Source organism: Bradyrhizobium ottawaense (assembly GCF_900099825.1).
Classification (GTDB): Bacteria; Pseudomonadota; Alphaproteobacteria; order Rhizobiales; family Xanthobacteraceae; genus Bradyrhizobium; species Bradyrhizobium ottawaense_A.
Genome location: NZ_LT629693.1, coordinates 5,460,175 through 5,484,128, shown reverse-complemented (window position 1 = coordinate 5,484,128; position 23,954 = coordinate 5,460,175). Strand labels below are relative to the sequence as shown.

Annotated in this window: 26 protein-coding genes and 1 riboswitch; of the genes, 15 read left to right on the top strand and 11 right to left on the bottom strand. The window is 63.8% G+C overall.

From position 1 onward, the window contains the following. Positions 1 to 66: 66 nt before the first annotated feature. A complete protein-coding gene (locus BLR13_RS25590; protein ID WP_074818133.1) occupies positions 67 to 942 on the bottom strand; it encodes a peptidyl-alpha-hydroxyglycine alpha-amidating lyase family protein in 876 nt (291 codons plus the stop codon). Between the two features lie 90 nt (positions 943 to 1,032). After that, positions 1,033 to 1,428, bottom strand: a complete 396-nt coding sequence (locus BLR13_RS25585; RefSeq protein ID WP_074818136.1) for a GcrA family cell cycle regulator — start codon at positions 1,426 to 1,428, stop codon at positions 1,033 to 1,035. Between the two features lie 173 nt (positions 1,429 to 1,601). On the opposite strand from BLR13_RS25585, the gene BLR13_RS25580 reads away from it, so the two are divergent. Continuing rightward, the gene (locus tag BLR13_RS25580) at positions 1,602 to 2,663 is read left to right on the top strand and encodes a ketopantoate reductase family protein (RefSeq protein WP_074818137.1); all 1,062 of its coding nucleotides are present in this window, start codon (positions 1,602 to 1,604) and stop codon (positions 2,661 to 2,663) included. Between the two features lie 22 nt (positions 2,664 to 2,685). Here BLR13_RS25580 and BLR13_RS25575 read toward each other — a convergent pair whose 3' ends face one another. Beyond that, positions 2,686 to 3,990 carry a PQQ-dependent sugar dehydrogenase gene (locus tag BLR13_RS25575; RefSeq protein WP_074818139.1) on the bottom strand — a complete coding sequence of 435 codons (1,305 nt, stop codon included), beginning with the start codon at positions 3,988 to 3,990 and terminating at the stop codon, positions 2,686 to 2,688. Positions 3,991 to 4,128: 138 nt separating this feature from the next. Between BLR13_RS25575 and BLR13_RS25570 the strand changes: the two genes are divergently transcribed. Beyond that, positions 4,129 to 4,332: a hypothetical protein gene (locus tag BLR13_RS25570; protein WP_074818141.1), complete on the top strand. Its 204-nt coding sequence runs from the start codon at positions 4,129 to 4,131 to the stop codon at positions 4,330 to 4,332. Positions 4,333 to 4,460: 128 nt separating this feature from the next. Further along, positions 4,461 to 6,005 (top strand): DUF4403 family protein, encoded by a 1,545-nt coding sequence (locus tag BLR13_RS25565; protein WP_074818143.1) that lies wholly within the window; start codon positions 4,461 to 4,463, stop codon positions 6,003 to 6,005. 26 nt (positions 6,006 to 6,031) lie between these two features. Here the strand turns inward: BLR13_RS25565 and BLR13_RS25560 are convergent, their stop codons facing one another. Further along, complete coding sequence (locus tag BLR13_RS25560) at positions 6,032 to 6,907, bottom strand: helix-turn-helix transcriptional regulator (protein WP_074818145.1); 876 nt, start codon at positions 6,905 to 6,907, stop codon at positions 6,032 to 6,034. A 97-nt stretch (positions 6,908 to 7,004) separates the two neighbouring features. Between BLR13_RS25560 and BLR13_RS25555 the strand changes: the two genes are divergently transcribed. Continuing rightward, positions 7,005 to 7,892 (top strand): SDR family oxidoreductase, encoded by an 888-nt coding sequence (locus BLR13_RS25555; protein ID WP_074818147.1) that lies wholly within the window; start codon positions 7,005 to 7,007, stop codon positions 7,890 to 7,892. Positions 7,893 to 8,173: 281 nt separating this feature from the next. Continuing rightward, a complete protein-coding gene (locus BLR13_RS25550) occupies positions 8,174 to 9,385 on the top strand; it encodes an ABC transporter substrate-binding protein (RefSeq protein WP_074818150.1) in 1,212 nt (403 codons plus the stop codon). A 187-nt stretch (positions 9,386 to 9,572) separates the two neighbouring features. On the opposite strand, the gene BLR13_RS25545 is transcribed toward BLR13_RS25550, so the two are convergent. The 4 genes from BLR13_RS25545 to BLR13_RS25530 form a co-directional block, all read right to left on the bottom strand. Further along, positions 9,573 to 9,785, bottom strand: coding sequence for a dodecin family protein (locus tag BLR13_RS25545; RefSeq protein WP_074818153.1), 213 nt, complete (start codon positions 9,783 to 9,785; stop codon positions 9,573 to 9,575). A gap of 222 nt (positions 9,786 to 10,007) precedes the next feature. Further along, positions 10,008 to 10,559: a PRC-barrel domain-containing protein gene (locus BLR13_RS25540; RefSeq protein ID WP_074818156.1), complete on the bottom strand. Its 552-nt coding sequence runs from the start codon at positions 10,557 to 10,559 to the stop codon at positions 10,008 to 10,010. An 87-nt stretch (positions 10,560 to 10,646) separates the two neighbouring features. After that, positions 10,647 to 11,024 (bottom strand): PRC-barrel domain-containing protein, encoded by a 378-nt coding sequence (locus BLR13_RS25535; protein ID WP_074818158.1) that lies wholly within the window; start codon positions 11,022 to 11,024, stop codon positions 10,647 to 10,649. Positions 11,025 to 11,183: 159 nt separating this feature from the next. Continuing rightward, positions 11,184 to 11,792 carry a hypothetical protein gene (locus tag BLR13_RS25530; RefSeq protein WP_074818160.1) on the bottom strand — a complete coding sequence of 203 codons (609 nt, stop codon included), beginning with the start codon at positions 11,790 to 11,792 and terminating at the stop codon, positions 11,184 to 11,186. Positions 11,793 to 11,968: 176 nt separating this feature from the next. On the opposite strand from BLR13_RS25530, the gene BLR13_RS25525 reads away from it, so the two are divergent. Continuing rightward, on the top strand, positions 11,969 to 12,706 hold the full coding sequence (locus BLR13_RS25525) for a response regulator (protein ID WP_074818163.1): 738 nt from the start codon (positions 11,969 to 11,971) through the stop codon (positions 12,704 to 12,706). Positions 12,707 to 12,735: 29 nt separating this feature from the next. After that, the gene (locus tag BLR13_RS25520; RefSeq protein WP_074831117.1) at positions 12,736 to 14,067 is read left to right on the top strand and encodes an ATP-binding protein; all 1,332 of its coding nucleotides are present in this window, start codon (positions 12,736 to 12,738) and stop codon (positions 14,065 to 14,067) included. Positions 14,068 to 14,149: 82 nt separating this feature from the next. Here BLR13_RS25520 and BLR13_RS25515 read toward each other — a convergent pair whose 3' ends face one another. Then, complete coding sequence (locus BLR13_RS25515; protein WP_074818166.1) at positions 14,150 to 14,344, bottom strand: hypothetical protein; 195 nt, start codon at positions 14,342 to 14,344, stop codon at positions 14,150 to 14,152. A 372-nt stretch (positions 14,345 to 14,716) separates the two neighbouring features. Here BLR13_RS25515 and BLR13_RS42615 point away from each other — a divergent pair, with 372 nt between their 5' ends. The 7 genes from BLR13_RS42615 to BLR13_RS25480 all read left to right on the top strand — a co-directional run bounded on the left by BLR13_RS42615 (position 14,717) and on the right by BLR13_RS25480 (position 21,503). Further along, a complete protein-coding gene (locus tag BLR13_RS42615; protein WP_079585943.1) occupies positions 14,717 to 15,547 on the top strand; it encodes a lytic transglycosylase domain-containing protein in 831 nt (276 codons plus the stop codon). A 26-nt stretch (positions 15,548 to 15,573) separates the two neighbouring features. Then, a riboswitch (TPP riboswitch) is annotated at positions 15,574 to 15,719 on the top strand. Further along, positions 15,707 to 16,720 (top strand): FAD-dependent oxidoreductase, encoded by a 1,014-nt coding sequence (locus BLR13_RS25505; protein ID WP_074818167.1) that lies wholly within the window; start codon positions 15,707 to 15,709, stop codon positions 16,718 to 16,720. Its footprint overlaps the riboswitch before it by 13 nt. Continuing rightward, entirely contained in the window at positions 16,711 to 16,908 is a 198-nt protein-coding gene (thiS, locus tag BLR13_RS25500; protein WP_074818170.1) for a sulfur carrier protein ThiS, read from the top strand. The genes BLR13_RS25505 and thiS overlap by 10 nt, the downstream gene beginning before the upstream one ends. Positions 16,909 to 17,069: 161 nt before the next feature. After that, positions 17,070 to 17,852: a thiazole synthase gene (locus BLR13_RS25495; RefSeq protein ID WP_074818173.1), complete on the top strand. Its 783-nt coding sequence runs from the start codon at positions 17,070 to 17,072 to the stop codon at positions 17,850 to 17,852. Beyond that, the gene (locus BLR13_RS25490; RefSeq protein WP_074818174.1) at positions 17,839 to 18,465 is read left to right on the top strand and encodes a thiamine phosphate synthase; all 627 of its coding nucleotides are present in this window, start codon (positions 17,839 to 17,841) and stop codon (positions 18,463 to 18,465) included. Before BLR13_RS25495 ends, BLR13_RS25490 begins: the two co-directional genes overlap by 14 nt. A gap of 138 nt (positions 18,466 to 18,603) precedes the next feature. Further along, positions 18,604 to 20,523 (top strand): phosphomethylpyrimidine synthase ThiC, encoded by a 1,920-nt coding sequence (gene thiC / locus BLR13_RS25485; protein WP_074818176.1) that lies wholly within the window; start codon positions 18,604 to 18,606, stop codon positions 20,521 to 20,523. Between the two features lie 170 nt (positions 20,524 to 20,693). Further along, entirely contained in the window at positions 20,694 to 21,503 is an 810-nt protein-coding gene (locus BLR13_RS25480; protein ID WP_091976739.1) for a hypothetical protein, read from the top strand. 158 nt (positions 21,504 to 21,661) lie between these two features. On the opposite strand, the gene BLR13_RS25475 is transcribed toward BLR13_RS25480, so the two are convergent. Both BLR13_RS25475 and BLR13_RS25470 read right to left on the bottom strand, forming a co-directional pair. Next, positions 21,662 to 22,168, bottom strand: coding sequence for a lipocalin-like domain-containing protein (locus BLR13_RS25475; RefSeq protein ID WP_074818179.1), 507 nt, complete (start codon positions 22,166 to 22,168; stop codon positions 21,662 to 21,664). Positions 22,169 to 22,966: 798 nt separating this feature from the next. Then, complete coding sequence (locus BLR13_RS25470; RefSeq protein ID WP_074818182.1) at positions 22,967 to 23,407, bottom strand: hypothetical protein; 441 nt, start codon at positions 23,405 to 23,407, stop codon at positions 22,967 to 22,969. A 147-nt stretch (positions 23,408 to 23,554) separates the two neighbouring features. On the opposite strand from BLR13_RS25470, the gene BLR13_RS25465 reads away from it, so the two are divergent. Further along, a complete protein-coding gene (locus BLR13_RS25465; RefSeq protein WP_074818184.1) occupies positions 23,555 to 23,944 on the top strand; it encodes a RidA family protein in 390 nt (129 codons plus the stop codon). Positions 23,945 to 23,954 lie beyond the last annotated feature (10 nt).

The window sequence follows — 23,954 nt, the reverse complement described above, 5'->3', positions numbered from 1 at the left end:
AAACGGCCCCGGCTTTCACCGGGGCCGTTTTCGTTTCAGGGAGTTATCGGGCGCGCCGCAGGAGGGCTATTTCCGCACATACTTCTGCACGCGCCAGTTCAGCGTGTCGGCGACAAAAATCTCGTCGCGCGGCGACACCGCGATGTAGTGGGCCTCGCCGTATTTGCCTGTTGTCTTGCCCTGTCCGCCGCCTTCGATCATGCCGACCACCTTGCCGTTCAGGTTGAGCTTCATGATGAGGCCGGTGTGACCGTGCGCCAGCCAGATGTGCTGATCGGCGCCCATGAACAGCCCGCAGGGCGCGCCGGGATGGGCGGACTCGCGGATGTAGTTGCCGTCGGCGTCGAACACCTGGATGCGGGCGTTGTTGCGATCGGCGATGTAAAGCAGTCCCTGCGCGTCGAACACCAGCGAGTGTGGCAGGTCGAACTCGCCCGGCCCCTTGCCCTTGCCGCCCCAGGTCTTGATGAAGGTGCCGTCGCCGTCGAACTTCAGCACGCGTGACTCGCCCTTGCCGTGGCCTTGCAGCACGAAGATGTCGCCGGTCGGTCCGACCACGGCTTCGTTCGGCTCATCGAACAGCCGCAGATGTCCGAACGGATGCCACTCGCCGGTATGGCCCTTGACGCCGAGCACCATTTCCAGCCGCCCCGACGGATCGAACTTGTAGACCATGTTCGACCGGACGTCGGTGGCCCAGATGTTGTCCTCTGCATCGATCCGCAGGCCGTGCGACCGCTCGAACATCCCGTCGCCGAACCCGCGGATGAAATGGCCGTCGGGATCGAACTCCATCAGCGGCATCGGCCCGCGATGGATCACGAAGATGTTGCCTTTGGAGTTGAAGGCGATGCCCGAGGTGCCGTGAAAGTTCGCGCCGGATGGCAGCTTGAACGATTCGGCAACGGCGACGTAGGGAAGCGGCGGGGCTGTGATTTGCATGGGATGCGAGTATCACACCCGGCCAATCGGGAGTCCATCAAGCCCTTGCCGGGAACTATATTCCCATCGGCCGCGGAGGTCCGGGGCGGTTCAACTTTTCCGAGAGCGCTTGTCCGGAGCCGCAGTCGCTATCTGATAGGCGCGCTCCCTCGACACGCCGAAGACTTCGCCGATAGCCCGGAAGCTGGCGCCGGCGGCATAAGCTTGACTCATCGCCTTGGTCCTGTCCGTCCCGGCGGCGATGGCAGCTTTCATCTTCCGGACAATCTCGCTCTCCTTTCGGAGGCGAGTCTCTTTCTTGAGCCGGGCGGCCGCTTCCCTGGATTGGCGCCGCTCAAGCTGCGATGGAAAAACGACGCCGTTGAGCCGCTGAAACCGTCCAAGCGCGGCGTTGCGCGTGATTCCCATTCGCTCCCCGATCTCGGCGAACGAAAGTCCGTCCCGCTTCAATTTCAGTAGTTTGGCGTCAAGCCGAGCATTCCACATCGTCAACTTCCCGAGCGACCGTTGACAGAGACAGGCCTGATTTGCCGCCTAAATGTCAATAAGCTCCGTTGAATGCGACCTCCATGGGCACGCCCGGCGCTCCGCATTGCACCATTTGCGATCAGCCCCGCTGGCGCGCTAGGCTCGGGGACAAGAAACCCCGGGAGGAAAGCATGGGTCGGAAAATAGCTATCGTTGGTGCGGGTGCGGTCGGCGGCTATGCCGGCGCCCATATGGTGCAGGCGGGCGAGGACGTCACGTTCATCGATCCCTGGCCCGAACATGTCGAGCACATGCGCAAGCACGGCCTGCGCGTCACCCACGCCATGAATGTTCCGGAATTCACGGTTCCCGTCCGGGCGCTGCACGTCACCGACGCGCAGCAGCTCGCCAAGGAGGCGCCGGTCGACATCGCGTTTGTCTGCATGAAGTCCTACGACACCGCTTGGGCCACCATGATGATCCAGCAATATCTGGCGCCCGCCGGCTATGTCGTGTCGCTGCAGAACTGCATGAACGAGGAGGCCATCGCCGGTGTCGTCGGCTGGGGCAAGACGCTGGGATGCGTCGCCAGCAGCATCACCGTCAATCTGCCCGAGCCCGGCCACATCCACCGCGGCGCCGGCAAGCATGGCGCGGCGCATACGGTATTTCGCGCCGGCGAAGTGCACGGCCGCATCACGCCACGGGCGGAGGAAATCTGCCGCCTGGTCAGCACCGCCGACAGCGCCAAGGTCACCAGCAACCTGTGGGGCGAGCGCTGGTCCAAGCTTGTCGCCAACGCCATGCAGAACGGCCTCTCCGCCTGCACCGGCCTGCCCGGCGGCCAGATGCTGGAGAACGAGCCGATCCGCCGCTTCTCGACCCGGCTCGGCAGCGAAGCGATCCGCGTCGGACAGGCGCATGGCTATCAGCTCGAGGAGGTCCTGCACATCGAGCCCGAGACCATCGCGCGCGCGGGCGAAGGCGACGACGCGGCAATGCGCGCCTGCGACGAACAGCGCTTCAAGGATGCGAAGAAGACCGCGTCCGGGCAACGCCCGTCGATGGGCCAGGATATGCAGAAGGGCCGCCGCACCGAGATCGAATTCCTCAACGGCTTCATCGTTGGAGAAGGCAAAAAGGTCGGCGTTGCCTGCAAGGCCAATGCAGTGCTGACGGATCTCGTGCTGCGCGTCGAACGCGGCGAGCTCACCGCCGATCCGAAGCACATCACCGAGCTGCGCTTGAACTGATGCGCGGTAGCGGTGGCGGGCGCTACGCGCCCGTCACCCGCCAGATCACGTCGCCGACATCGTCCGCCATCAACAGCGAGCGGCCGTCGGGTCCGATCACGACCCCGACCGGCCGTCCGTAGGATTCCTTCTCGTCCGGCGCGAGGAAGCCCGAGAGAATATCCCGCGCCGGCCCGGAGGGCTTTCCGTTTTCGAACGGCACGAACACGAGCTTGTAGCCGCTCAGCGTGCTGCGATTCCACGAGCCGTGCTGCCCGATCGCCATGCCGTCCGGAAAGCCCGGCAGCGTGCCGGCCGGAACCCAGCACAGACCGAGCGACGCGGTATGCCCACCGAGCGCGTAATCCGGCGTGATCGCCTTGGCGACCATGGCGGCATCCTGCGGCACCCGGTCGTCGACCGTCTGGCCCCAGTAGCAATAGGGCCAGCCGTAGAAGCCGCCGTCGCGCACCGATGTCAGATAATCCGGCGGGGTCTCGTCGCCGAGGCCGTCACGTTCATTGACCACCGTCCAGAGCACGCCGGTGTTCGGCTCCCACGCCATTCCCACCGCGTTGCGCAGGCCGCCGGCAAAGATGCGGCTGGAGCCGGCGGTGAGATCGAGCTCATAGATCGCCGCGCGGCCCTGCTCGACCTCCATGCCCATCTCGGCGATGTTGCTGAGCGAGCCAACGCCGGCATAGAGCTTTTTGCCATCGGGGCTCGGCAGCAGGCTGCGCGTCCAGTGCCCGCTCGGCTTGAAGCTGACAAGTTTCTTTCCCGGCGCGGTGATGCTGCTCGCACCCGCGACGTAAGGGAAAGCCACCACGCCGTCGGTATTGCCGACATAGAAGGTGTCACGCACCAGCGCCATGCCAAACGGCTGGTTCAGCCCCTCCATGAAGGTTTCGCGAACTTCGGCGACGCCGTCGCCATCCGGATCACGAAACAGCGTGATGCGGTTCGCGCTGTCGCCAAGGGCGCGGGCACGCCGCATCGTCGCCTGCATCGCATAATGGAACACGGTTCTGGGCCGTCCAGCGATCTGATTCGACTCGGCGACGAGCACGTCGCCGTTCGGCATCACATTGATCCAGCGTGGATGCTTCAGATGGGTCGCAAACGCATTGACCTTGAGCCCGGGTGCCGCCACCGGCTTCTGCCCGTCGCTCCAGCCCCTGGCCGACGGCATCTTCAGCGTCGGCAGCGCGCCTTGCGGCTTCGCTGCCGGGACCACCGGCGCACCGCCCCAGGCAGGCGCAGGCGCGTCGCCCTGCAGCTTCCGCCACTGCAGCGCGACGCCGCCGACCAGCGCGACGAAACGCGCCATAATGCTGGACATGGTCATATTATTTCCTTTTGTCCCTCTTTGATTGCGCGCACCCTATCCGACGCGAGCGTGCATTGCCAATGAACCATCCGGGAAATCCGCGGACCGATGATCGGGCCACTGCGGACGGCGGATCATCGTGATGGGGCGGCGCCTATGAGATATCGACGTATCGATCCGGCTATAACGCTGATCGGCGGCGCGACGTTGCGCGCCGCGGCGTTCGCGCCCGACGGTTGCGAGCAACAGCGCCGGCCATATCCGGAGAAGTGGAACGATACCTCGGCGGAGAAGCGCCTGTTCATCTGCGAATCGCAGGGCGGCCGTTACATCGCCGGATGCTCCACTGCCCGGACATGAACAAACGGCGTCTGAAGGGATGATGCCGGTCACGGCCTCTCGCTCTGGCGTTGTCCTCCCCGCCCCTGTAAAACGCTAACGGGTTCAATGGGTCAGGGGGGACGACGCGTCTGCCGAAGCATCTGAAAATGGTTTTCGCCGCGGTTGCGGTCGTCGCGGTGTCGTTCTTCGCCAGCCTGAAGGTCATGGACTGGCTGGCGCCGCGCGGCACGGTGGCGCCGCCGGTGCTTGCCGAATTGCCGCCGCTGCCGCCGGCGCCGCGATCTTCGGTGGTGATGGCGCCGGTCGCGATCGCGCTGTCGGCGATCCGCGATGCCGCCGACCGCGCCGCGCAGCGAACGTTTACCGGCAAGGCCGAGAATCCGGTATCGCAGATCCTGCAGAATGCCGACATCGGCTGGACCGCCTCGCGCGGCGCAATCAGCGCGACCGGCGGGCAGGATGTGCTGTCGCTGTCGACGCCGATTACCGGCACGCTCAATGTCACCGGTTCGCTGTCGGCAAAGGCAACGGGCGCGGTCGGCGATGCGCTCGGTGGCTTGCTCGGCGGCGATATCGGGAAACGCATCGGCGGCATCAACATCAAGAATCTCAACGCCAGCGCCGAGATCAAGGGCAGTGTCAGCATCACCGCGCGGCCGAAGATCGCCGCCGCCTGGCGGATCGAGCCCAACCTCGCAGCGCAGGTCAATCTCGGCGACACCAGCCTCGTCGTGGCCGGTGCACGCGTCAACGTACCCGCACAGGTCAAGCCGCTGATCGACAAGCAGGTCACCGATCAATTGGCGCTGGTGCAGGCGCGGATGCGCAACGATCCCGCCTTCGAAAACAGCGCACGGGCGCAATGGGCCAAGGCCTGCCGCTCGATCCCGCTGCAGGGCACGGGACCGAGTTCACAGCTCCCCGCGCTATGGCTCGAATTGCGCCCGACCCGCGCGATCGCAGCACAACCGCGCGTCGATGCGTCCGCGGTGACGCTCACGCTCGGCATCGAGGCCGAGACCCGCGTCACGCCGGTCGAGACCAAGCCGGTCTGTCCGTTCCCCGCCACCATCACCATCGTGCCGCCGACGCCGGGGCGGGTCACGATCGGCGTGCCGATCGACATGCCCTTCACCGAGATCAACAAGGTCGTCGAGGCGCAGTTTGCCGGCAAGACGTTTCCGGAAGACGGCTCGGGTTCGGTCAACGTCACGGTGAAGCGCGCCAGCGTCGCGGCCTCCGGCGACCGCCTGCTGATTTCGCTTTTGGTCAACGCCAAGGAGAAGAAGAGCTTCTTCGGATTCGGCGGCGAAGCCAACGTGCACATCTGGGGAAGGCCCGTGCTCGATCAGGCGCAGCAGACGCTGCGGCTGACCGATATCCAGCTCGCCGTCGAGTCGGAGGCCGCCTTCGGATTGCTGGGAGCGGCGGCGCGCGCGGCCATGCCGCATCTGCAAAGGGCGCTGGCAGACAAGGCCACGATCGATCTGAAGCCGTTCGCCAGCAATGCGCAAAAGAAAATCGCCACCGTCATCGCCGACTTCCAGAAGAACGAGGACGGCATACGGGTGGCAGCCGAGATCACCGCGCTGCGGCTGGCCGACATCGCCTTCGATTCCAAAACTCTGCGCGTGATCGCGGAAGCCGAAGGCACCATCAATGTCGCGGTCAGCGCGCTGCCGGGGCTGTAGGGTTACGCTGTGGTAAAAGATCGCAGTTAGCTTGTCGATGCAGAGCGGCCTTCCGGCTTCACCGTCGTCGTGGATGCGACCAGCGATCGGATCAGATCCGCATCCGATCTCGTGGCGGGATTATAGACAACCATGCTGAGGTCGGGCCGGCCATCGACGGCAAACGCGGAATATTCCAGCGCGATCGGGCCGAGCACCGGATGACGAAGGCGCTTCACGCCCTCACCGTGAACGTTGACGTCATTGTCACGCCATAGCGCTGTGAATTCAGGGCTGAGCTTGCAGAGTTCGTCGACGAGTTCGGCGACTTCGGAAACAGCACCGGCGCGCGCGGCGTCCGCCCTGAACGCGCCGACCACGAAACGGGCCACGCTTTCCCAGTCGTATTGCGCATCCCGGACGCGGGGACTGCCGAAGATGAGGCGAAGGATGTTGCGCTGGCCCGGAGGCAGCGCGCCGTAGTCGGTCAGCACCGCGACCGCCGCGCGATTCCACGCGACGACGTCCCAGGTGGCGGTCCTGATCAGCGCGGGACTGACCTCGAGCGCATCGAGCAGCCGTTGCAAGCGCGGTGTAACCCCTTCGGCGGCCCTGTAGCGAACTTCGGGCGGGCGCCCGAGTCCGAGCAGAAACAGATGTTCGCGCTCGACGTCGGTCAGCATCAGCGCACCGGAAATCCGGTTCAGCACATCCGCCGAGGGCGCGCCGCCTCGCCCCTGCTCCAGCCACGTGTACCAGGTGGCGCTGATGTTGGAGCGCTGGGCAACCTCCTCCCGGCGCAGCCCCGGCGTGCGTCGACGCCCCACCGGAAAACCGAGGGCAGCTGGATCGATCCGCGTGCGGCGATCCTTCAAATAGGTGCCCAGCAGATTGTTGGTCCGGTCATGTTGATCTTGCGGCATGCCGATCCTGTTGGTTATTATACCATGATAACGTCACTACTTTAACAGTATGTCAGCCTAGCCGATATGTGTCTCCGCACAACATTGGAGACTTCCCATGCGCGTATTTCTTACCGGCGCGACCGGCTTCATCGGCTCGGCCATTGTTCCGGAACTCATCAACGCCGGCCATCAGGTCCTCGGACTGACGCGATCGGACGCGGGGGCCCAGTCGCTCATCGCCGCCGGCGCCGAGGTGCATCGCGGCGACCTCGAAGACCTCGAAAGCTTGCGCAGCGGCGCGACGAAGGCTGACGGTGTGATCCACTGCGCCTTCGACCACAATTTTGCGAACTGGGTCGCGAACTGCGAAAAGGACCAGCGCGCCATCGAGGCGCTTGGCGGCGCGCTCACCGGATCGGACCGGCCGCTCGTCATCACGTCAGGCACCGGAATGGGCAACGCCGTGCCGGGCCAACTTGCGACCGAGGACGTCTTCAATTCCACGGGCCAGAATCCGCGCGTGGTTTCGGAACTGGCGGGCGCCTCGATGTCGGAGGCCGGCGTCAACGTGTCAGTGGTGCGGCTTCCGCAGGTCCACGACACGGTCAAGCAAGGTTTTGTCACCTACGCCGTGGCGATCGCGCGCGAGAAGCGCGTTTCGGCCTATGTCGGCGATGGGAAAAATCGCTGGCCGGCGGCGCACGTCTCCGATGTCGCGCGCCTCTACCGATTGGCGCTGGAAAAGCGAGAGCCCGGTGCGCGATACAACGCGGTCGGCGAGGAAGGTATCGCGGTTCGCGCCGTCGCGGAAGTCATCGGTCGGGGTCTCAAGGTACCGGTAGTCGGCCTGTCTCCAGAGGAAGCGGCGGGTCATTTCGGATGGCTGGCGCCGTTTGCCGGCATGGATCTCCCGGCTTCAAGTGCGCAGACTCAGGCACGGCTCGGATGGCGCCCGACCGGTCCTGGACTGATCGCCGATCTCGAACGGATGAGCTACGCCTGAGCAGGCACGGCGCGATGTTTACTTCTTCCTCTCCCCGCGTTTTGCGGGGAGAGGGGCTGCCTCAGCACATTCGATAGATGAGTCCGCGGAGAGTCCCCCTCACCCGGATCGCTTCGCGATCCGACCTCTCCCGCAAGCGGAGCGAGGTAAGCGCCACGCCTGCTTTTTAGCCATTGATAGCAGGTTCCACACCAGCCTTCGGCTTTACCGCCTTCCACAAAGACGGATACAAGAGGGTCATTGCAATGAAGCCCTCAACAAAAAGCCTGGGAGAAGAAACCATGAAATCCATCGCAGCCGCGGTCGCGGCCGGTGTTGCCGTCGCCTTATCGGGTGGCGCGGCACAGGCCCAGATCTCCGACGACGTCGTCAAGATCGGCGTGCTCACGGACATGTCGAGCCTCTACGCCGACGCCACCGGCAAGGGTTCGCTGGCTGCGGTGCAGATGGCGGTCGCCGATTACGGCGGCAAGCTGAAGGGCAAGCCGGTCGAGGTGGTCGCCGCCGACCATCAGAACAAACCGGACGTCGGCGTCAGCATCGCGCGCAACTGGTATGACAACGACAAGGTCGATGCGATCTTCGATGTGCCGACCTCCTCGGTGGCGCTGCCGATCTCGGCGCTGACGCGCGAGAAGAACAAGATCAACATCAATTCCGGCGGCGGCAGTTCCGACATCACCGGCGTTGCCTGCTCGCCCAACACCGTGCACTGGACCTACGACACCTACGCGCTGTCGAACGTCGCCGGCAAGGCGATGGTCAAGCGTGGCGAGGACACCTGGTTCTTCGTCACCGCCGACTACGCCTTCGGCATGGCGCTGGAACGGGATACGGCCAACGTCGTCAAGGAGAGCGGCGGCAAGGTGCTTGGCGAGGTCCGCCATCCGCTGAACTCGTCCGATTTCTCGTCGTTCCTGCTGCAGGCCCAGGCTTCCAAGGCCAAGGTCGTGGCGCTCGCCAATGCCGGCGGCGACACCACCAACGCGCTGAAGCAGGCATCGGAGTTCGGCCTCGTCGAGGGTGGCCAGAAGATGATCGCGCTGCTGCAGGAAATCACCGACACCCACGCGCTCGGTGCCAAGGCCACCCAGGGCCTGATCGTCACCGACGCCTTCTACTGGGACATGAACGACGAGACCCGCGCCTTCTCGAACCGCTTCAACGAGAAAGTCGGCCACATGCCGACCATGATCCAGGCCGGGCTCTATTCGGCGACCATGCATTACCTGAAGGCGATCGAGGCCATCGGGACAGACGAAGCGCCGAAGGTGATGGCGCAGATGCGCGCGACCCCGATCAACGATTTCTTCGCCAAGGGTGGCAAGATCCGCATCGACGGCCGCATGGTCCACGACATGTATCTGTTCGAGGTGAAGAAGCCTTCCGAGTCCAAGAACGAATGGGACCTCTACAAGCTGATCGCCACCGTCCCCGGCGACGAAGCCTTCCGTCCGCTCGACAAGGGCGGCTGCCCGCTGGTCACGCACTGACGCCTTCGCGAACGTCGAACGTAGGGTGGGCAAAGCGCAGCGTGCCCACCGCAAGCGCGCCTTTGCCCACCTACAAAAACAAAAACGCGCCTGGCAAAGCCGGGCGCGTTTCTTTTGATGCATCAATTAAAGTGCAGTGCTGGTCCGCCGGACATAGGACTTCTGCATGATCCGTCAGCCGTAACCATCAGCCCTCAAACTTGAACGAGACTTTCAGCTTGGCGCGGTAGGCTTCGACCTTGCCCTTGGCGTCCAGCTGCAGATCGAGCGTCACAACCTCGGCGACACGAAGATCGCGCAACGATTTTCCGGCCCTGGCAACGGCCGCGGTGGCGGCCTTTTCCCAGGAGTCCTTGCTGGTACCGATCAGTTCGATAACCTTGTAGACGCTCTCAGCCATGTCGTCCTCCCGTTGGTTTCAGGCAGGACGCAGGTGCTCCTGCCGCAACGTAAGCGTAGCATCGGGATATGCCGGCAGATAGGATGCGCTGCACCATGGCTTGGCCGAGCCGGCCCCTCCCCCAAGAACTCGCAAGAACTCCCGCAAACATGAATCAAAACGGCCGGGCGGCAATGCCGTCCGACCGCTTGATGTCACTCACATGGGCGAGAGCCCGGATGCCTAGTTGGTCGAATACTTGAACTCCGGCATCGCCTTCAACTCATCCTTGGTCGCGTTGTACACGGCGTGGTCCGGATACCAGGGATTGGGCTTCGCGGTCGCCGCCGGCGCGGTGGTCGCAGCGCCCGTCGTCGTGGTCGAAGAAGGCGGCATGGTCGAAGACGTCCTGGCGGCCCCGGATGCGCCCGGCGCGTTGGCCGCACCGGTATAGGCCACCGGCTCGGTGACGAACTTCACCTTGTCGAACGGTACGGCGACGAGATGTTCGCCGACGCCGAGGAAGCCGCCGACGCCGATCACGACCGCCTTGATGTTACCGCTCTTGTCGGTGAGCAGGTCGTTGATCGAGCCGACGCTCTCGTTGTTGTCATTGTAGACGCTCAGGCCGGCGATCTTGGACGCACGCCAGTCACCCTGGAGCGACGAAGATGTAGCGGACGCAGGCGCCGCGCCGGCGCTGTCGGTAGTGGTCGCGGCAGGCGTCTGCGCGAACGCGGCACCGGCAAGCATGGCGGAGCCGGCAAGGGCTGCGATGGTATATTTGGCTAACATTTTAGGTTCTCCTCAGTTCGAAAATCGATACCGGGAAAACCCGTCAACGCGGCAAGTGTTCCGCCAATTTACAAGAGAACCCTGCGGTCAAAAGCCACCCCAGTAAGGCGGCATGCCGTAATAGCGATGCAGCTCCGCTTCCTGCGCACGGTCGCCCCAGTCGAAATCCTTGTCGGCGCCGAACGACGGCGCACGCTTCAGTTCCTCGTCCTCGATGTCCAGTTCATAGGCCTCGGATTTTGTGCTGTAGCAGAGCCGGCCCCAGGGCAACGGAAGCAGATTGGTTCCGATGCCGAGGAAGCCACCGAAGCTCAGCACGGCGTAGGATACTTTGCCGGAAACCTTGTCGATCATCAGCCGCTCGATGTGGCCGATCTTGTCGCCGTTCGGCCGCCGTACCACGGTGCCTTCGACCCGGTCGCTCGCGATCAACTGATGCGGCCTGGTCATGACCTCGATTGCCATCGCACCCTCCATTCATGAATAGAGGGATTAACGTGGCAGCTGGCGGCCGGTTCCAGCGCCAAAAGAAAACGCTCCAAAATACAACAACCATCCTTCCCTTTCGGGGAGGATGGTTGTCTGACACGATCGAGGGTCGCGCGTCGCCGCGTCAAAAAGAAGTCAGCTCTGGTAGTCGATCAGCAGCGCCGACAGGGACGAACCGGTGCTGCTCGATGTGCTGGTACTGCCGGTCGAGCTATAGGACGTCGACGAGCTGCTCGCCGCGTCCTGCAGCGATTGCAGGAATTGCTGCAGCAGATCGCTGGCCGATCCGGTGCTCGACGAGCTCGACGAATCCGAGGACGAGGCGTCGCCGGACTTCGATCCGCCGCCGTGATGTCCGTGATGTGCGCCACCGGCGCCGCCCGGGCCTCCTGCTCCGTCCGGACCGCCGGCGCCCGAAGCACCGCCGCCGGAACCATTGGCGAAGGCGGCCTTGAAGACGCCCTGCAGTTCGGTGGCCTGGTCGCTGGTCAGCTTGCCCGAGGAGACCTCGCTGCTGATGAGATCGTCGATCTTGGACTTGATATCGCCGGGCTTGCCGCCGCTGGACGGGTCGCTGGAGCGGCTGGACTGGACCTGCGAATCGATGTCGGTCAGCGCCGACGACAGCGCGGCCTGGTCGGTCGAGGAGATGGCGCCGGAGGTGACTTGGGACTGCAACTCATCCTGCAACTTCTGCAGGGGCGACTGGTAGGTGCTGGCAGAGGCCGCCGAGATCGAGGTCATGATAGCTCCAGGGAAGAAGGTTCGTATTCGACGCCCCGACCGTAGGATTAACGGTCTTAACGAGACCTTTTCCGCGGCTCGTTAGCTGTTGCCCTGTATTGCCCGGAGGAATCCGGAAACATCCGGAAACAAAAATCCTTCGCGCATTGCCCCGAATCACCGACAAAAGGATCGGTATGGCCCAGCCCGCGCCCAACATCCTTGTCGTGGAAGACGACCGCGAAACGCGAACGCTGATCGCGAAATACCTGCGCACCAACGCCTGCAACGTCACCACCGCGACCGACGGCCGCGAAATGGCGCGCGCGATGACCGACCATCGCGTCGATCTCCTGATCCTCGACGTCATGCTGCCCGGCGAGGACGGCATCACCCTGTGCCGCAAGGTACGCGCGGAGTCGCAGACGCCGATCATCATGCTGACCGCGCGCGGCGAGGACGTCGACCGCATCCTCGGCCTGGAGATGGGCGCCGACGACTATCTGGCAAAGCCCTTCAACCCGCGCGAACTGCTGGCCCGCATCAACGCGGTGCTGCGCCGGCAGGCCGCCGCCCAAACCGCCAGCGCCACCGAGGGCGCCACCGCGCTCGGCTTTGCCGGTTTTCGCATCGACCTCCGCTTGCGCGAACTGCGCGATCCCGAAGGCGCCCGCGTCGCGATGACCAGCGCCGAATTCGACCTGCTGCGGACCCTGTGCGAGCGGCCCGGCCGCGTGCTGTCGCGCGACAGCCTGCTCGACCTCACGCAAGGCCGCAACGCCGGCTCGTTCGAGCGGTCGATCGACGTGCTGGTGAGCCGCATCCGCCGCAAGATCGAGCCCGATCCGCTCGAACCCACCATGATCAAGACGGTGCGGTCCGGCGGCTACATGTTCACACCAAGGGTTGAACCGATTTTAGCCGCCGGCAACTGACCCCAGTTGTGCGCCATGAAATGCGCGTCATGAAGTTTTTCGGTTTCCTCAACCTGCGCGGCGTCAGCGGCCAGATCGCAGCACTGGTTGTGGCCTCGGTCGTCACGCTGCATCTGATCATCACGGCGAGTTTTCTGATCCACCGGCCGGATCAGCCGGATCCGTCGTTCGACCGCGGCCACGCGCAGCTCGCCGCGGCCGCGCAGTTGCTCCGTGCTGCGCCCGCGCCGGATCGGCCGCGGCTGATCGGCGATATCGCGCGCGCCTTCCCGCTGCTCGGCATCGCGAGCATCGCGCCGGGACCGGCGCCTGCGGCAGCCGAGCCCGACGGCATCAATCTGCGCAGCCTGCACCGGCGCCTCGGCAGCGGCTATCGCATCTTCGCGCTGCCGCCCGATGGCGCGGCCCGCAGACTCGGCATCGCGCTGCCGGACGGCGCGATGATATCGACCAACATCCTGCCGGAGCCGCGGCGTCCACCGTTCCTGGGCCCCTGGATGACGACGCTGTTGTTTGCCGTGATCAGCGTCACCCTGCTCGGGCTGTGGGCCGCGCGCGCATTGACCGCGCCGCTGTCGTCGTTTGCCAGGGCCGCCGAAAGTTTCAGCCTCAACGGCGCCGCCGCACCGCTGCCCGAACGCGGGCCGGAAGAAATCCGTTCGGTGGCGAAGGCGCTCAACCGCATGCGCGAGCGCATCACCGGCCTGATCGACGACCGCACCAGGATGCTGGCCGCGATCAGCCACGACCTGCGCACGCCGATCACGCGGATGCGGCTGCGCTCGGAATTCATCGAGGACGAGACCCATCGCAGCCGTATGCTCGGCGATCTCGACCAGATGCGCTCGATGCTGGAATCCGTGCTGTCGTTCCTGCGCAACGACCGCACGCTCGAGGCGATGACGCTGGTCGATATCGCCTCGACGCTGCAGCTCGTCACCGACCAGTTCGGCGACATGGGCCGCAAGGTGAGCTATGACGGCCCGCCGCACGCGATGGCGACTGTCCGGCCGGACGACCTGCTCCGCAGCGTCACCAATCTGGTCGAAAATGCCGTGCGGTTCGGTGCCGAAGCGACCATCCGCCTTCGCACCTCGCCTGACCAAGTGACCATCGATGTCGAGGATGACGGCCCCGGCATTTCGGATGCGCAGAAGAGCAACGTGCTAGAACCGTTCGTGCGCGGCGACGACGCCCGCAACATGGACGAGACCTCGGGCTTCGGCCTTGGTCTATCGATCGCCAACGCCATCGCGCTCGCCCATGGCGGCACGCTGTCGCTGCACGACCGCCAGCCGCACGGGCTGGTGGTTCGCATCCAGCTGCCGGTGCATCAGCAGATCGAGCGTTCAGCGGCTTGACATAGCGCTTTCAAGCGAAGGGGATTGCGGTTCGCGTGAAGAGAACGCGTCAAATCAAGCAGCACCAAACAGCGGGAAGCTGTTATGCCGCGAGCGCGTCGGGATCCGCATGGTCGTAGATCGCGATCGCCTCGAAGCGATAATCGCAGGCGCGGCAGAACCAGAGGAACGACGTCCGGCCCGGGCTGCTTTCAATCCAGTCCGGCCGCTCGATCGGCTTGCCGCATTGCGCGCAGGGGTTTCCGCGGGGCTGATAGCTGGAGCCTGATCCAATCATGGCGCATCTCCCTCAGATTCTATTTTTTGATTTGCAGATTTTAGTTCGATTTGAATGAGACAGATTTGCTGTCGCAACCGAGATCTCTGCCCAAAAGAATTCTAGACCTGCATTTTGTAATTTGCACGACAATCATGCGTTGGCGCGATGCGAAAAATATTAGATCCTCATGGTAAGGAGCGCGGCTTCGCGCGTCTCGAACCATGAGGCCCCGATCGCGCGACCATCCTTCGAGACGCCGCAACGCGGCTCCTCAGGATGAGGTTTACCCTTGCGGCCCAAAGCGTCATCCCGTCCGCTTTTCGCCACATCTGGCCGCAATACTGGTTCCCCAAATCATGAGCGCTCGCCGACACGCCCGAGACCCTTTTCATGAAGCGTTTGCCCGTCATCGCCTGGCTCGCCGCCACGGCGGCGCTGCTGTTTTCGCCCGACGCGAAAGCGCAGAATCGCGCGACCTATGAAAGGCTGGTCGCGGTTCACGCGCACGCGAACCAGGTTCCGGAAGCGCTGGTGCATCGGGTGATCGTCCGGGAGAGCAAATATCACCCGGACCTGATCGGGCGCGGCGGCACCATCGGGCTGATGCAGATCAAGCTCGCGACCGCGCGCGGCCTTGGCTACCAGGGCGACGCCGAAGGGTTGCGCGATCCTGAAACCAATCTGACCTACGGCGTGAAATACCTCGCCGGCGCCTACCGCGCCGCCGAAAGCAACCACGACCGCGCCGTGCATTTATATGCCGCTGGCTATTACGAGGTTGCCAAGCGCCAGCGGCTGGACCGCGCCAGGCATCCCGAGCCCGTGCTCGCGAGCGCACCGCCGAAGGATGCCGAGCCGTCCAGCGACGTCGCTGCGGAGCCGAAGGAAGCCGCAGCCGCACCTGTCGAGGTCGCCAAATCGGATCAAGCTGCAAAACCCGAAGAAGCCGCCGCAGATCTCGAGGCCGCGAAGCCCAACACCGTTGCGGCGCCCAAACGTACTTCGACCGGCGCTCCGAGGCCCAAAACCGCTTCGGCTTCCAAAACCGCTTTGAAGCCGATCGATCTGATCCCGAGCTTCCTGAAGCCCAAGCCTGATTCAAAGGGTCATTCAAAGCCCGCTGCGAAGAAGCTCGCGGATGCGAAAGAGCGGGTTCCACGCCCGCCTGCCGGCATGCCTGCCAGCACTTCCGGCGGTGCAAACGCCACAAAGCCGCGTTGACACCCCGCCCCATCGGCCTACATTAGACCTGTTCCGAGGGGAGCTCCGACGAGGAGCTGAGATACCGCAAACTTTGGGTCAGCCCTGCCGAGAGGTAGAGCGCCGAGACCGCGGTGACCCTTTGAACCTGATCCGGGTCATGCCGGCGAAGGGACAGGGATGTTACAGGGTTCCAAGTCGCGGGGGGATTCCCCCGTTTCCATTATCGGCGCGGGCATTGCCGGCGCATGGCAAGCCTTGCTGTTCGCGCAGGCCGGCCACGCCGTCACGTTATACGAGCGCAGCGACGCCGATATGACGCTGTCGACCAGCCACTGGGCCGGCGGCATGCTGGCGCCCTGGTGCGAGGCCGAAGCCTCAGAGCCCGTGATCGTCAGGCTCGGCCTGCGTTCGCTCGACCTCTGGCGCGAGCATTTTCCCAAAACCCCGTTCAACGGCTCGCTGGTGGTGGCGCATGCGCGCGACCGCGCCGATTTCGAACGTTTTGCCAAACTTACCACCGGCCACGTCAGGCTCGACGCGCAGGGTTTGCGCGAACTCGAACCGTCTCTGGAAGGCCGCTTCCGCGACGGGTTGTTCTATGCCGATGAAGGCCATGTCGAGCCGCGCCGCGTGCTGCCGGAACTGCATGCCCGGATCACCGCGGCCGGCGGCACCATCAAGTTCAACAGCGACGCTGACGCCAACGGTCTCGAAGGAATCGTGATCGATTGCCGCGGGCTTTCGGCGCGCGACGCGCAGAAGGAGCTGCGCGGCGTCAAGGGCGAGATGATCATCGTCGAGACATCAGAGGTCGAACTGTCGCGCCCGGTGCGGCTGATCCATCCGCGCTGGCCGCTCTACGTGATCCCGCGCGGCGACGGCAAGTTCATGCTGGGCGCGACCTCGATCGAGGCCGAGGACACCGGCGTCAGCGTACGCTCGGCGCTGGAACTGTTGGGCGCGGCCTATGCCGTGCACCCGGCCTTTGCCGAAGCCCGGATTCTCGAATTCGGCTCCGGGCTTCGTCCGGCCTACCCTGACAACCTGCCGCGGATCACGGTGGAGCAGAAAAAGATCGCCGTGAACGGGCTCTATCGCCACGGTTTCCTGCTGGCGCCGGCGCTGGCGGAGCTGACGCTGGCGCATGTTCAGCGCGGCGCGATCGACAATGAGGTGATGCGATGCGTGTAACCGTCAATGGCGAGCAGCGGGAGATATCAGCCTCGCGCGTCGATGCGCTGCTCAGCGAGCTCGAATACGAAGGCACGCATTTTGCGATTGCTGTGAACTACGACGTGCTGCCGAAAAGCCGCTGGGCCGAGACCACGCTGAAGAGCGGCGACGAGATTGAGATCATCACGCCGCGGCAGGGAGGGTGAAGGATGACTGCGCCGAAATCCCTCAACACGTCGTCCCCGCGAACGCGGGGACCCATAACCACCGGCTTGCGTGGTTACGGCTGGTCTCGACCACGGCGCCCCACGATAGATCACGCGGTATGGGTCCCTGCTTTCGCAGGGACGACAAATTGAGAGATCCCATGCTGAACTTCTACGGCAAACCCTTTGCCTCCCGCCTCTTGATCGGCAGCGCGCTGTATCCCTCGCCGGCGATCATGCAGGGCGCCATTCGGGCGTCCGGCGCCAACATCGTCACGGTGTCGCTGCGGCGCGAGTCCGCCGGTGGCAAGACCGGCGATGCGTTCTGGTCGCTGATCCGCGAGCTTAATGTGACGGTGCTGCCGAACACCGCCGGCTGCCGCAGCGTGCGCGAGGCGGTGACCACGGCAAAACTGGCGCGCGAATTGTTCGGCACGCCCTGGATCAAGCTCGAAGTGATCGCCGACAACGATACGCTGCAGCCCGACGTGGTCGGCCTGGTCGAGGCCGCCGCGATCCTGATCAAGGACGGTTTTGAAGTATTCCCCTATTGCACCGAAGACCTCGGCGTTGCGATGCGGCTGGTCGACGCCGGCTGCAAGGTGGTGATGCCCTGGGCCGCCCCGATTGGAAGTGCCAAAGGCATCATCAACCGCGACGCGCTAAAGCTGCTGCGCGATCGCCTGCCCGATATCACGCTGGTGGTCGACGCCGGCCTCGGCGCGCCGTCGCATGCGGCCCACGCGCTCGAACTCGGCTACGACGCCGTGCTGCTCAATACCGCGATTGCAAAAGCCGCCGACCCGATCGCGATGGCCAACGCGTTTCGCCTCGCCGTGGAAGCCGGCCGAACTGCCTTTGAAGCCGGGCTGATGGAAGCCCGCGACTTCGCCTCCCCATCAACCCCTGTCATCGGGACCCCGTTCTGGCATGCCGTATCCTGATCGCCGCGCGTATCCTGATAAATTCTATCCTGTCGTCGACAGCATCGCCTGGGTGGCGCGGCTGACCAAGCTTGGCGTCGGCACCATCCAGTTGCGCGCCAAGGACCTCAACGACTCGCAGGCGCTGCAGATCGTCAGCGACGCGCTGGCGGTGACCAAGGGCACGCCGACCAAACTCGTGGTCAACGACTACTGGCGCGCGGCCATCGTCGCCGGCGCGCAGCATCTGCATCTCGGCCAGGAAGACCTCGTCGAAGCGGATCTCGCCGAAATTCGCAGCGCCAAACTGACGCTCGGCATTTCCACCCATGACGACGACGAGCTTGAGATCGCGCTGCGCGCCACGCCCGATTATGTCGCGCTGGGTCCGATTTTCCCGACCACGCTGAAATCGATGCGCTTCGTGCCGCAGGGCATTCCCAAGATCACCGAGTGGAAGAAGCGCATCGGCAACATCCCGCTGGTCGCGATCGGCGGCATCAAGTTCGAACAGGCCGCTGGGATTTTCGCCGCCGGCGCCGACTCGATCGCTGTCGTCAGCGACGTCACCCAAAACGCCGACCCCGATGCACGGGTGAGGCAATGGCTCGGCCAGAACGCGGAGGCCGCGTGATGATGTTTCCACCAGCGTCATTCCGGGGCGCGCGCAGCGCGAACCCGGAATCTCGAGCTGAGATTCAAACTTCCAGATTCCGGATCGGCTCGCTTCGCGACCCGTCCGGAATGACAACAATATAAAGGAGGATACGCCATGAACATCCGCTCCAACCCCGACACCACGCTTCCCGCCGTCACCACCGGACCGCTGCCCGCCTCGCGCAAGATCTGGGTGACGCCGGATGAAGCGCCCGATGTCCGCGTACCCTTGCGCGAGATCATCCTCAGCGAAGGCGCCGGCGAGCCGAACCTGCCGGTCTACGACACCTCCGGTCCCTACACCGATCCGGATGTCACCATCGACGTCAACGCCGGCCTGAAGCGCGCGCGCATCGAATGGGTCAAGGAGCGTGGCGGCGTCGAGGAGTACGAAGGACGCGACATCAAGCCGGAAGACAACGGCAATGTCGGCGCCTCGCATGCCGCAAAAGCCTTCACCGCGCATCACAAGCCGCTGCGCGGCACCGGCGATCACATGATGACCCAGCTCGAGTTCGCCCGCGCCGGGATCATCACCAAGGAAATGATCTACGTCGCGACCCGCGAAAACCTCGGCCGCAAGGTGCAGCTCGAACGCGCCGAAGCCGCGATCGCCGATGGCGAGAGCTTTGGCGCCAGCGTCCCCGCCTTCGTGACACCGGAATTCGTTCGCTCCGAGATCGCGCGCGGCCGCGCCATCATCCCCTGCAACATCAACCATGCTGAACTCGAGCCGATGATCATCGGCCGCAATTTCCTCACCAAGATCAACGCCAATATCGGCAACTCCGCTGTCACCTCGTCGGTCGAGGAAGAGGTTGACAAGATGGTGTGGGCGATCCGCTGGGGCGCCGACACCGTGATGGACCTCTCGACCGGCCGCAACATCCACACGACGCGGGAATGGATTCTGCGCAACGCGCCGATCCCGATCGGCACCGTTCCCATTTATCAGGCGCTGGAGAAGTGCGAAGGCGATCCGGTCAAGCTGACCTGGGAGCTCTACAAGGACACGCTGATCGAGCAGTGCGAACAGGGCGTCGACTACTTCACCATCCACGCCGGCGTGCGCCTGCCCTACATCCACCTCACCGCCAACCGCGTCACCGGCATCGTCTCGCGCGGCGGCTCGATCATGGCGAAGTGGTGCCTGGCGCATCACAAGGAAAGCTTCCTCTACACCCACTTCGAGGAAATCTGCGACCTGATGCGCAAATACGATGTCTCGTTCTCGCTCGGCGACGGGCTGCGTCCCGGCTCGATCGCCGACGCCAACGACCGCGCGCAGTTCGCCGAACTGGAGACGCTCGGCGAACTGACGCAGATCGCCTGGAAGAAGGGCTGCCAGGTCATGATCGAAGGCCCCGGCCATGTGCCGCTGCACAAGATCAAGATCAACATGGACAAGCAGCTCAAGGAGTGCGGCGAAGCGCCGTTCTACACGCTCGGGCCGCTGACGACAGACATCGCGCCGGGCTACGACCACATCACCTCGGGCATCGGTGCCGCCATGATCGGCTGGTTCGGCTGCGCGATGCTGTGCTACGTGACGCCGAAGGAGCATCTCGGATTGCCCAACCGCGACGACGTCAAGGTCGGCGTCATCACCTACAAGATCGCGGCCCACGCCTCCGATCTCGGCAAGGGCCACCCCGCCGCGCAACTGCGCGACGACGCTTTGTCACGCGCGCGCTTCGACTTCCGTTGGGAGGACCAGTTCAACCTCGGCCTCGATCCGGAAACCGCCCGCGCCTATCACGACGAAACGCTGCCGAAGGAAGCCCACAAGGTGGCGCACTTCTGCTCGATGTGCGGACCAAAGTTCTGTTCGATGAAGATCACCCAGGACGTCCGCGACTACGCCGCGACGCTGAACGATCCCGACAAGCGCGCGGTGGCCGGTGGCGGCGTCGGCATGTCGGTGTCAGGCGTGATCGAGGATGGCATGGCGCAGATGAGCGCGAAGTTCAAGGAAATGGGATCGAGCGTGTATCTGGATGCGGAGAAGGTGAAGGAGAGTAATCGGGTGCTGTGAGACTACAACGCTCCTACCGAACAAGAGACCGGGCCAGAGCGCTCGGTCTTTTTGTTTGCGGCAGAGACGGATCCGTCGTTCGCCGCCTTCAGGATGCCAGTTATACTTTGCTAACCTAACCTATGAGTCTCTGCCCCTACCGGTCGCGAGCCACTTGATATCGATATAAAGTGACAAAACAAGCCATTGTGAGGCTGGCGGCCACACCTTTGAAATACGGATCGCACTATCTGATACTGTTTCCTCTTCTCGCCGGAACGTCAGTGGCGCTGGCGCAGGAACAGCCGCGCGTGGTGGCGCCCGCGGACGTCGTGCTTTACATCCAGTCGGACTTGAAACGAACAGACTTTGTTAATCCGCTAGTTTGCGCACTTCAGCGCGTGCTCGTCGCACCCGTCTCTGTGCAAGCTCTGGACTTTCCGCTCGGACCCGAATTGCGCGCAACGCCCACGCAATTCGAGGTCACCAAGGTGGCAGACCGGTTCATCCAGCGAACGGCTAGCGAAGGAAGCGCGCGCTCGTTCAAGTATCTTCTTGTTCCGTTCGATCTGAAGGTCGAAGCCTGGAATTGGCGCTATGCGTTTTCTACGAGCTTTGGCGACGAAGCAACCTCCTACCACATCGGCGTCGTCTCCACTGCACGGATCGTCGCTGGCAATCGGTGGCTGCCATCCCCCTGGGACCACGAGATCACGGCGACGCGCGCTTACAAGCTAATTCTCAAATCAATCGTGCAGACCACAGGCTATCGCAGCAAGGGCGAGTGCATGCTCACAACTTCCCTTAGCCTCGAGGAGTTAGATCGAAAATCGTCCGAGTTTTGCCCGGATGACCGTGCTGCGCTTGTTACCGCCGGTATCCTCAAGGAAAAGGAAGACCAGAACGGCCCTGGCTGCACGACCGTTAGAGGGCGATCGCTTCCGACACCGCTTGTGACAGCACGTAGGATGCTGGACGATTGGTTGGCTACGCTGCGCTAAAGCGTGATGAGATGGGTTGAATCGCGATCGCGCTTTAGCTCTTTGTTTGAGCATGTAGCGCGTAGGATGGGTTGAGCCCTTGCGAAACCCATCGCAGATCGCGTTGTCGCGATGGGTTTCGCTTCGCTCAACCCATCCTACGAGCTACCCAACAGCCCCTACTTCATCCGCCGATAAAAATTGCTCGCACTCCCGCGCCCGCCGCCAACGTTCGGGTTGGTGTTGACGAACTCGTCGTCGGTCAATTTGTCGATATTGCGGGTCTGCGCCTCGCCCTCCCAGTTCGGGAATGAGGACGACACGATGGTGTAGGTGACGGTCTTGCTGGCCTCGTCGACGGTCCAGGTGCCGAACACCGACAGGCTACGCCGCATGATGGCGGCGTATTCCTCCGGCGTGCCGGTCATGCGGTTGTTGGAGGCGATTTTGGGCACGTCGCCTGCGACATGGATCTGCGCGAAGCGGCCGTCGGCGGTGAAGATCAAGATGCCCTTGGGCGTCTCGCCGAACGGAAACGACTTCTTGCCGTCGGGCGCCGCGACTTCGGCGACCACGAAATTCCAGGTGCCGACGATCTGCTCCTTGAGACCCTTGGCCGGTTGCGCGGCGGCGGTGGCGGCCGACAAAGCGAGCGCGAGCAACGTGGCGGCGATCCTCAACTTCATGATTTCCTCCCGGGAGACGTGTTGGCGCGCATGCTAGCCTGCAACCGATCCCCAGGCGAGGCTCCTGAGTCGCCCCCGCGCGCAAGCACGACCTTCATGCAACACCTGCGATAAAGTAACCCGACGGGCAAATCACCAAAAGTCTGTCCAGCCCTCCGCGCAAAAATATTCCGATTGCCCCGTCGGGCAAATCAACTCCACAACTCCCGCCATCCTGTCCCACCAGAGGGGCGTAGGCCATCGTCGCAGACGTTGGGGCGGGGAGCGGTGGACGCGATGGCGGCGAAGACGAACGCGGCCGTTGCGTACGGTGAAATCGTTTGGGTCCGACGCCCCGGTGCTGGCGTCAAGTTCGTGAGAGGCTCACGCTTCCAGCGGATGATGGTGGCAAGAAAGCCGGTCACCAGGACGAAATCGTATAAGCCGTAAAGCCATTGCGCAGGGAAGGCCGGTGTGATTCCGCCAAACCTGTATGCTCATGTGCAGCATTTACTACCCACATCGCACATGAGACCGCGGGTGCGGCGTGCACCCGGTCTTCCCTGCGCCCTCTTTACTTCAAGAGGGCAAACGAAATGCAAAACTTCGGGCGGAACGCGCCGCGGGAATGCGGATGTGTGTCTCGCGCTGTTTGACAGTTGAATACGGAAACCCACCCCACGTCGTCCCCGCGAACGCGGGGACCGATAGCCACCGGCCTGGGTTTTACGGATGGTCTCAGCCACCGCGCCTCATCGATAGATCACGCGGTATGGGTCCCTGCGTTCGCAGGGACGACGCCGAGGGGTTATCGCCCGCCTACCTCATCGTGATCGCCAACCCGCTGAGATCGGCGTTCGCCATCAGGCCGGTCTGGCTGCCGGACAGTTCCAGCACCGCGCCCTTCTGGTTGGTCAGCACGATGGCGCGGGCGCCGCGGCCGACGGCAAGGCCGGCACCGGCGGCGCCGTAGACGCCGGCGACATCCGACGGGCGGTAGATGTTGCTGACCCGGCCGCGCAGCACCGTCTTCGAGCCGCCGAACACCAGGCCGTAATCGAGGCCGCCGGTCGACAGCGAGTAGGTCCGGCCGCGGAACGTCAGCGAACCGCTGCCGCCGGAGCCGCCGATGATCCAGCCGGCCTTGTAGATCGTGAGCTGCACAAAACCCTCGTCGGCATGCGAGGCCGAGGACAGCAGGGTACCGGCAAAGGTGATCAGTGCGAGCAGAGCGGCACGGAGGGCGGATGACATCTTCATGAATGGGTTTCCCGGGATTGATGAATGCGTGTTGCGACGCGCAAGAACCTTGATTTATTGAGTCGCGATTTGCGGATTGTAACCGAAAGGCTGGATGGGCAAAGTGCTTCCGTCATTGCATCAGCACCATGGCAAAAAGGAGTCCCGATGCCCCCGATCAAGCACTTCGCCCCTCCATCAGGCGTCAAGTCGCCACCGCTGTCGTTCGCCGCCCGCACCGGCGACCTGCTGTTCATCTCCGGCATTCCCGGCTTCGACGAGAACGGCGTGCTGGCTGACGGGTTCGAGGCGCAGTTCGGCTTTGTGGTCGCCAACATCAAGCGCGTGCTCGACGAGGCCGGGGCGACGTTTCGCGACCTGGTCAAGGTCAACGTGCTGCTGACCCGCGCCTCTGACGTCCCGGTCATGAACAAGCTCTATGCCGCGGCGTTCGGGCCGGCGCCCTATCCCGCCCGCACCACCTGCGTGGTGGTGGCGCTGCCCGATCCAAAAATGCTGATCGAGATCGAAGGCGTGGCGCAGCTCACGGGACGGTAATCAAGCCTGA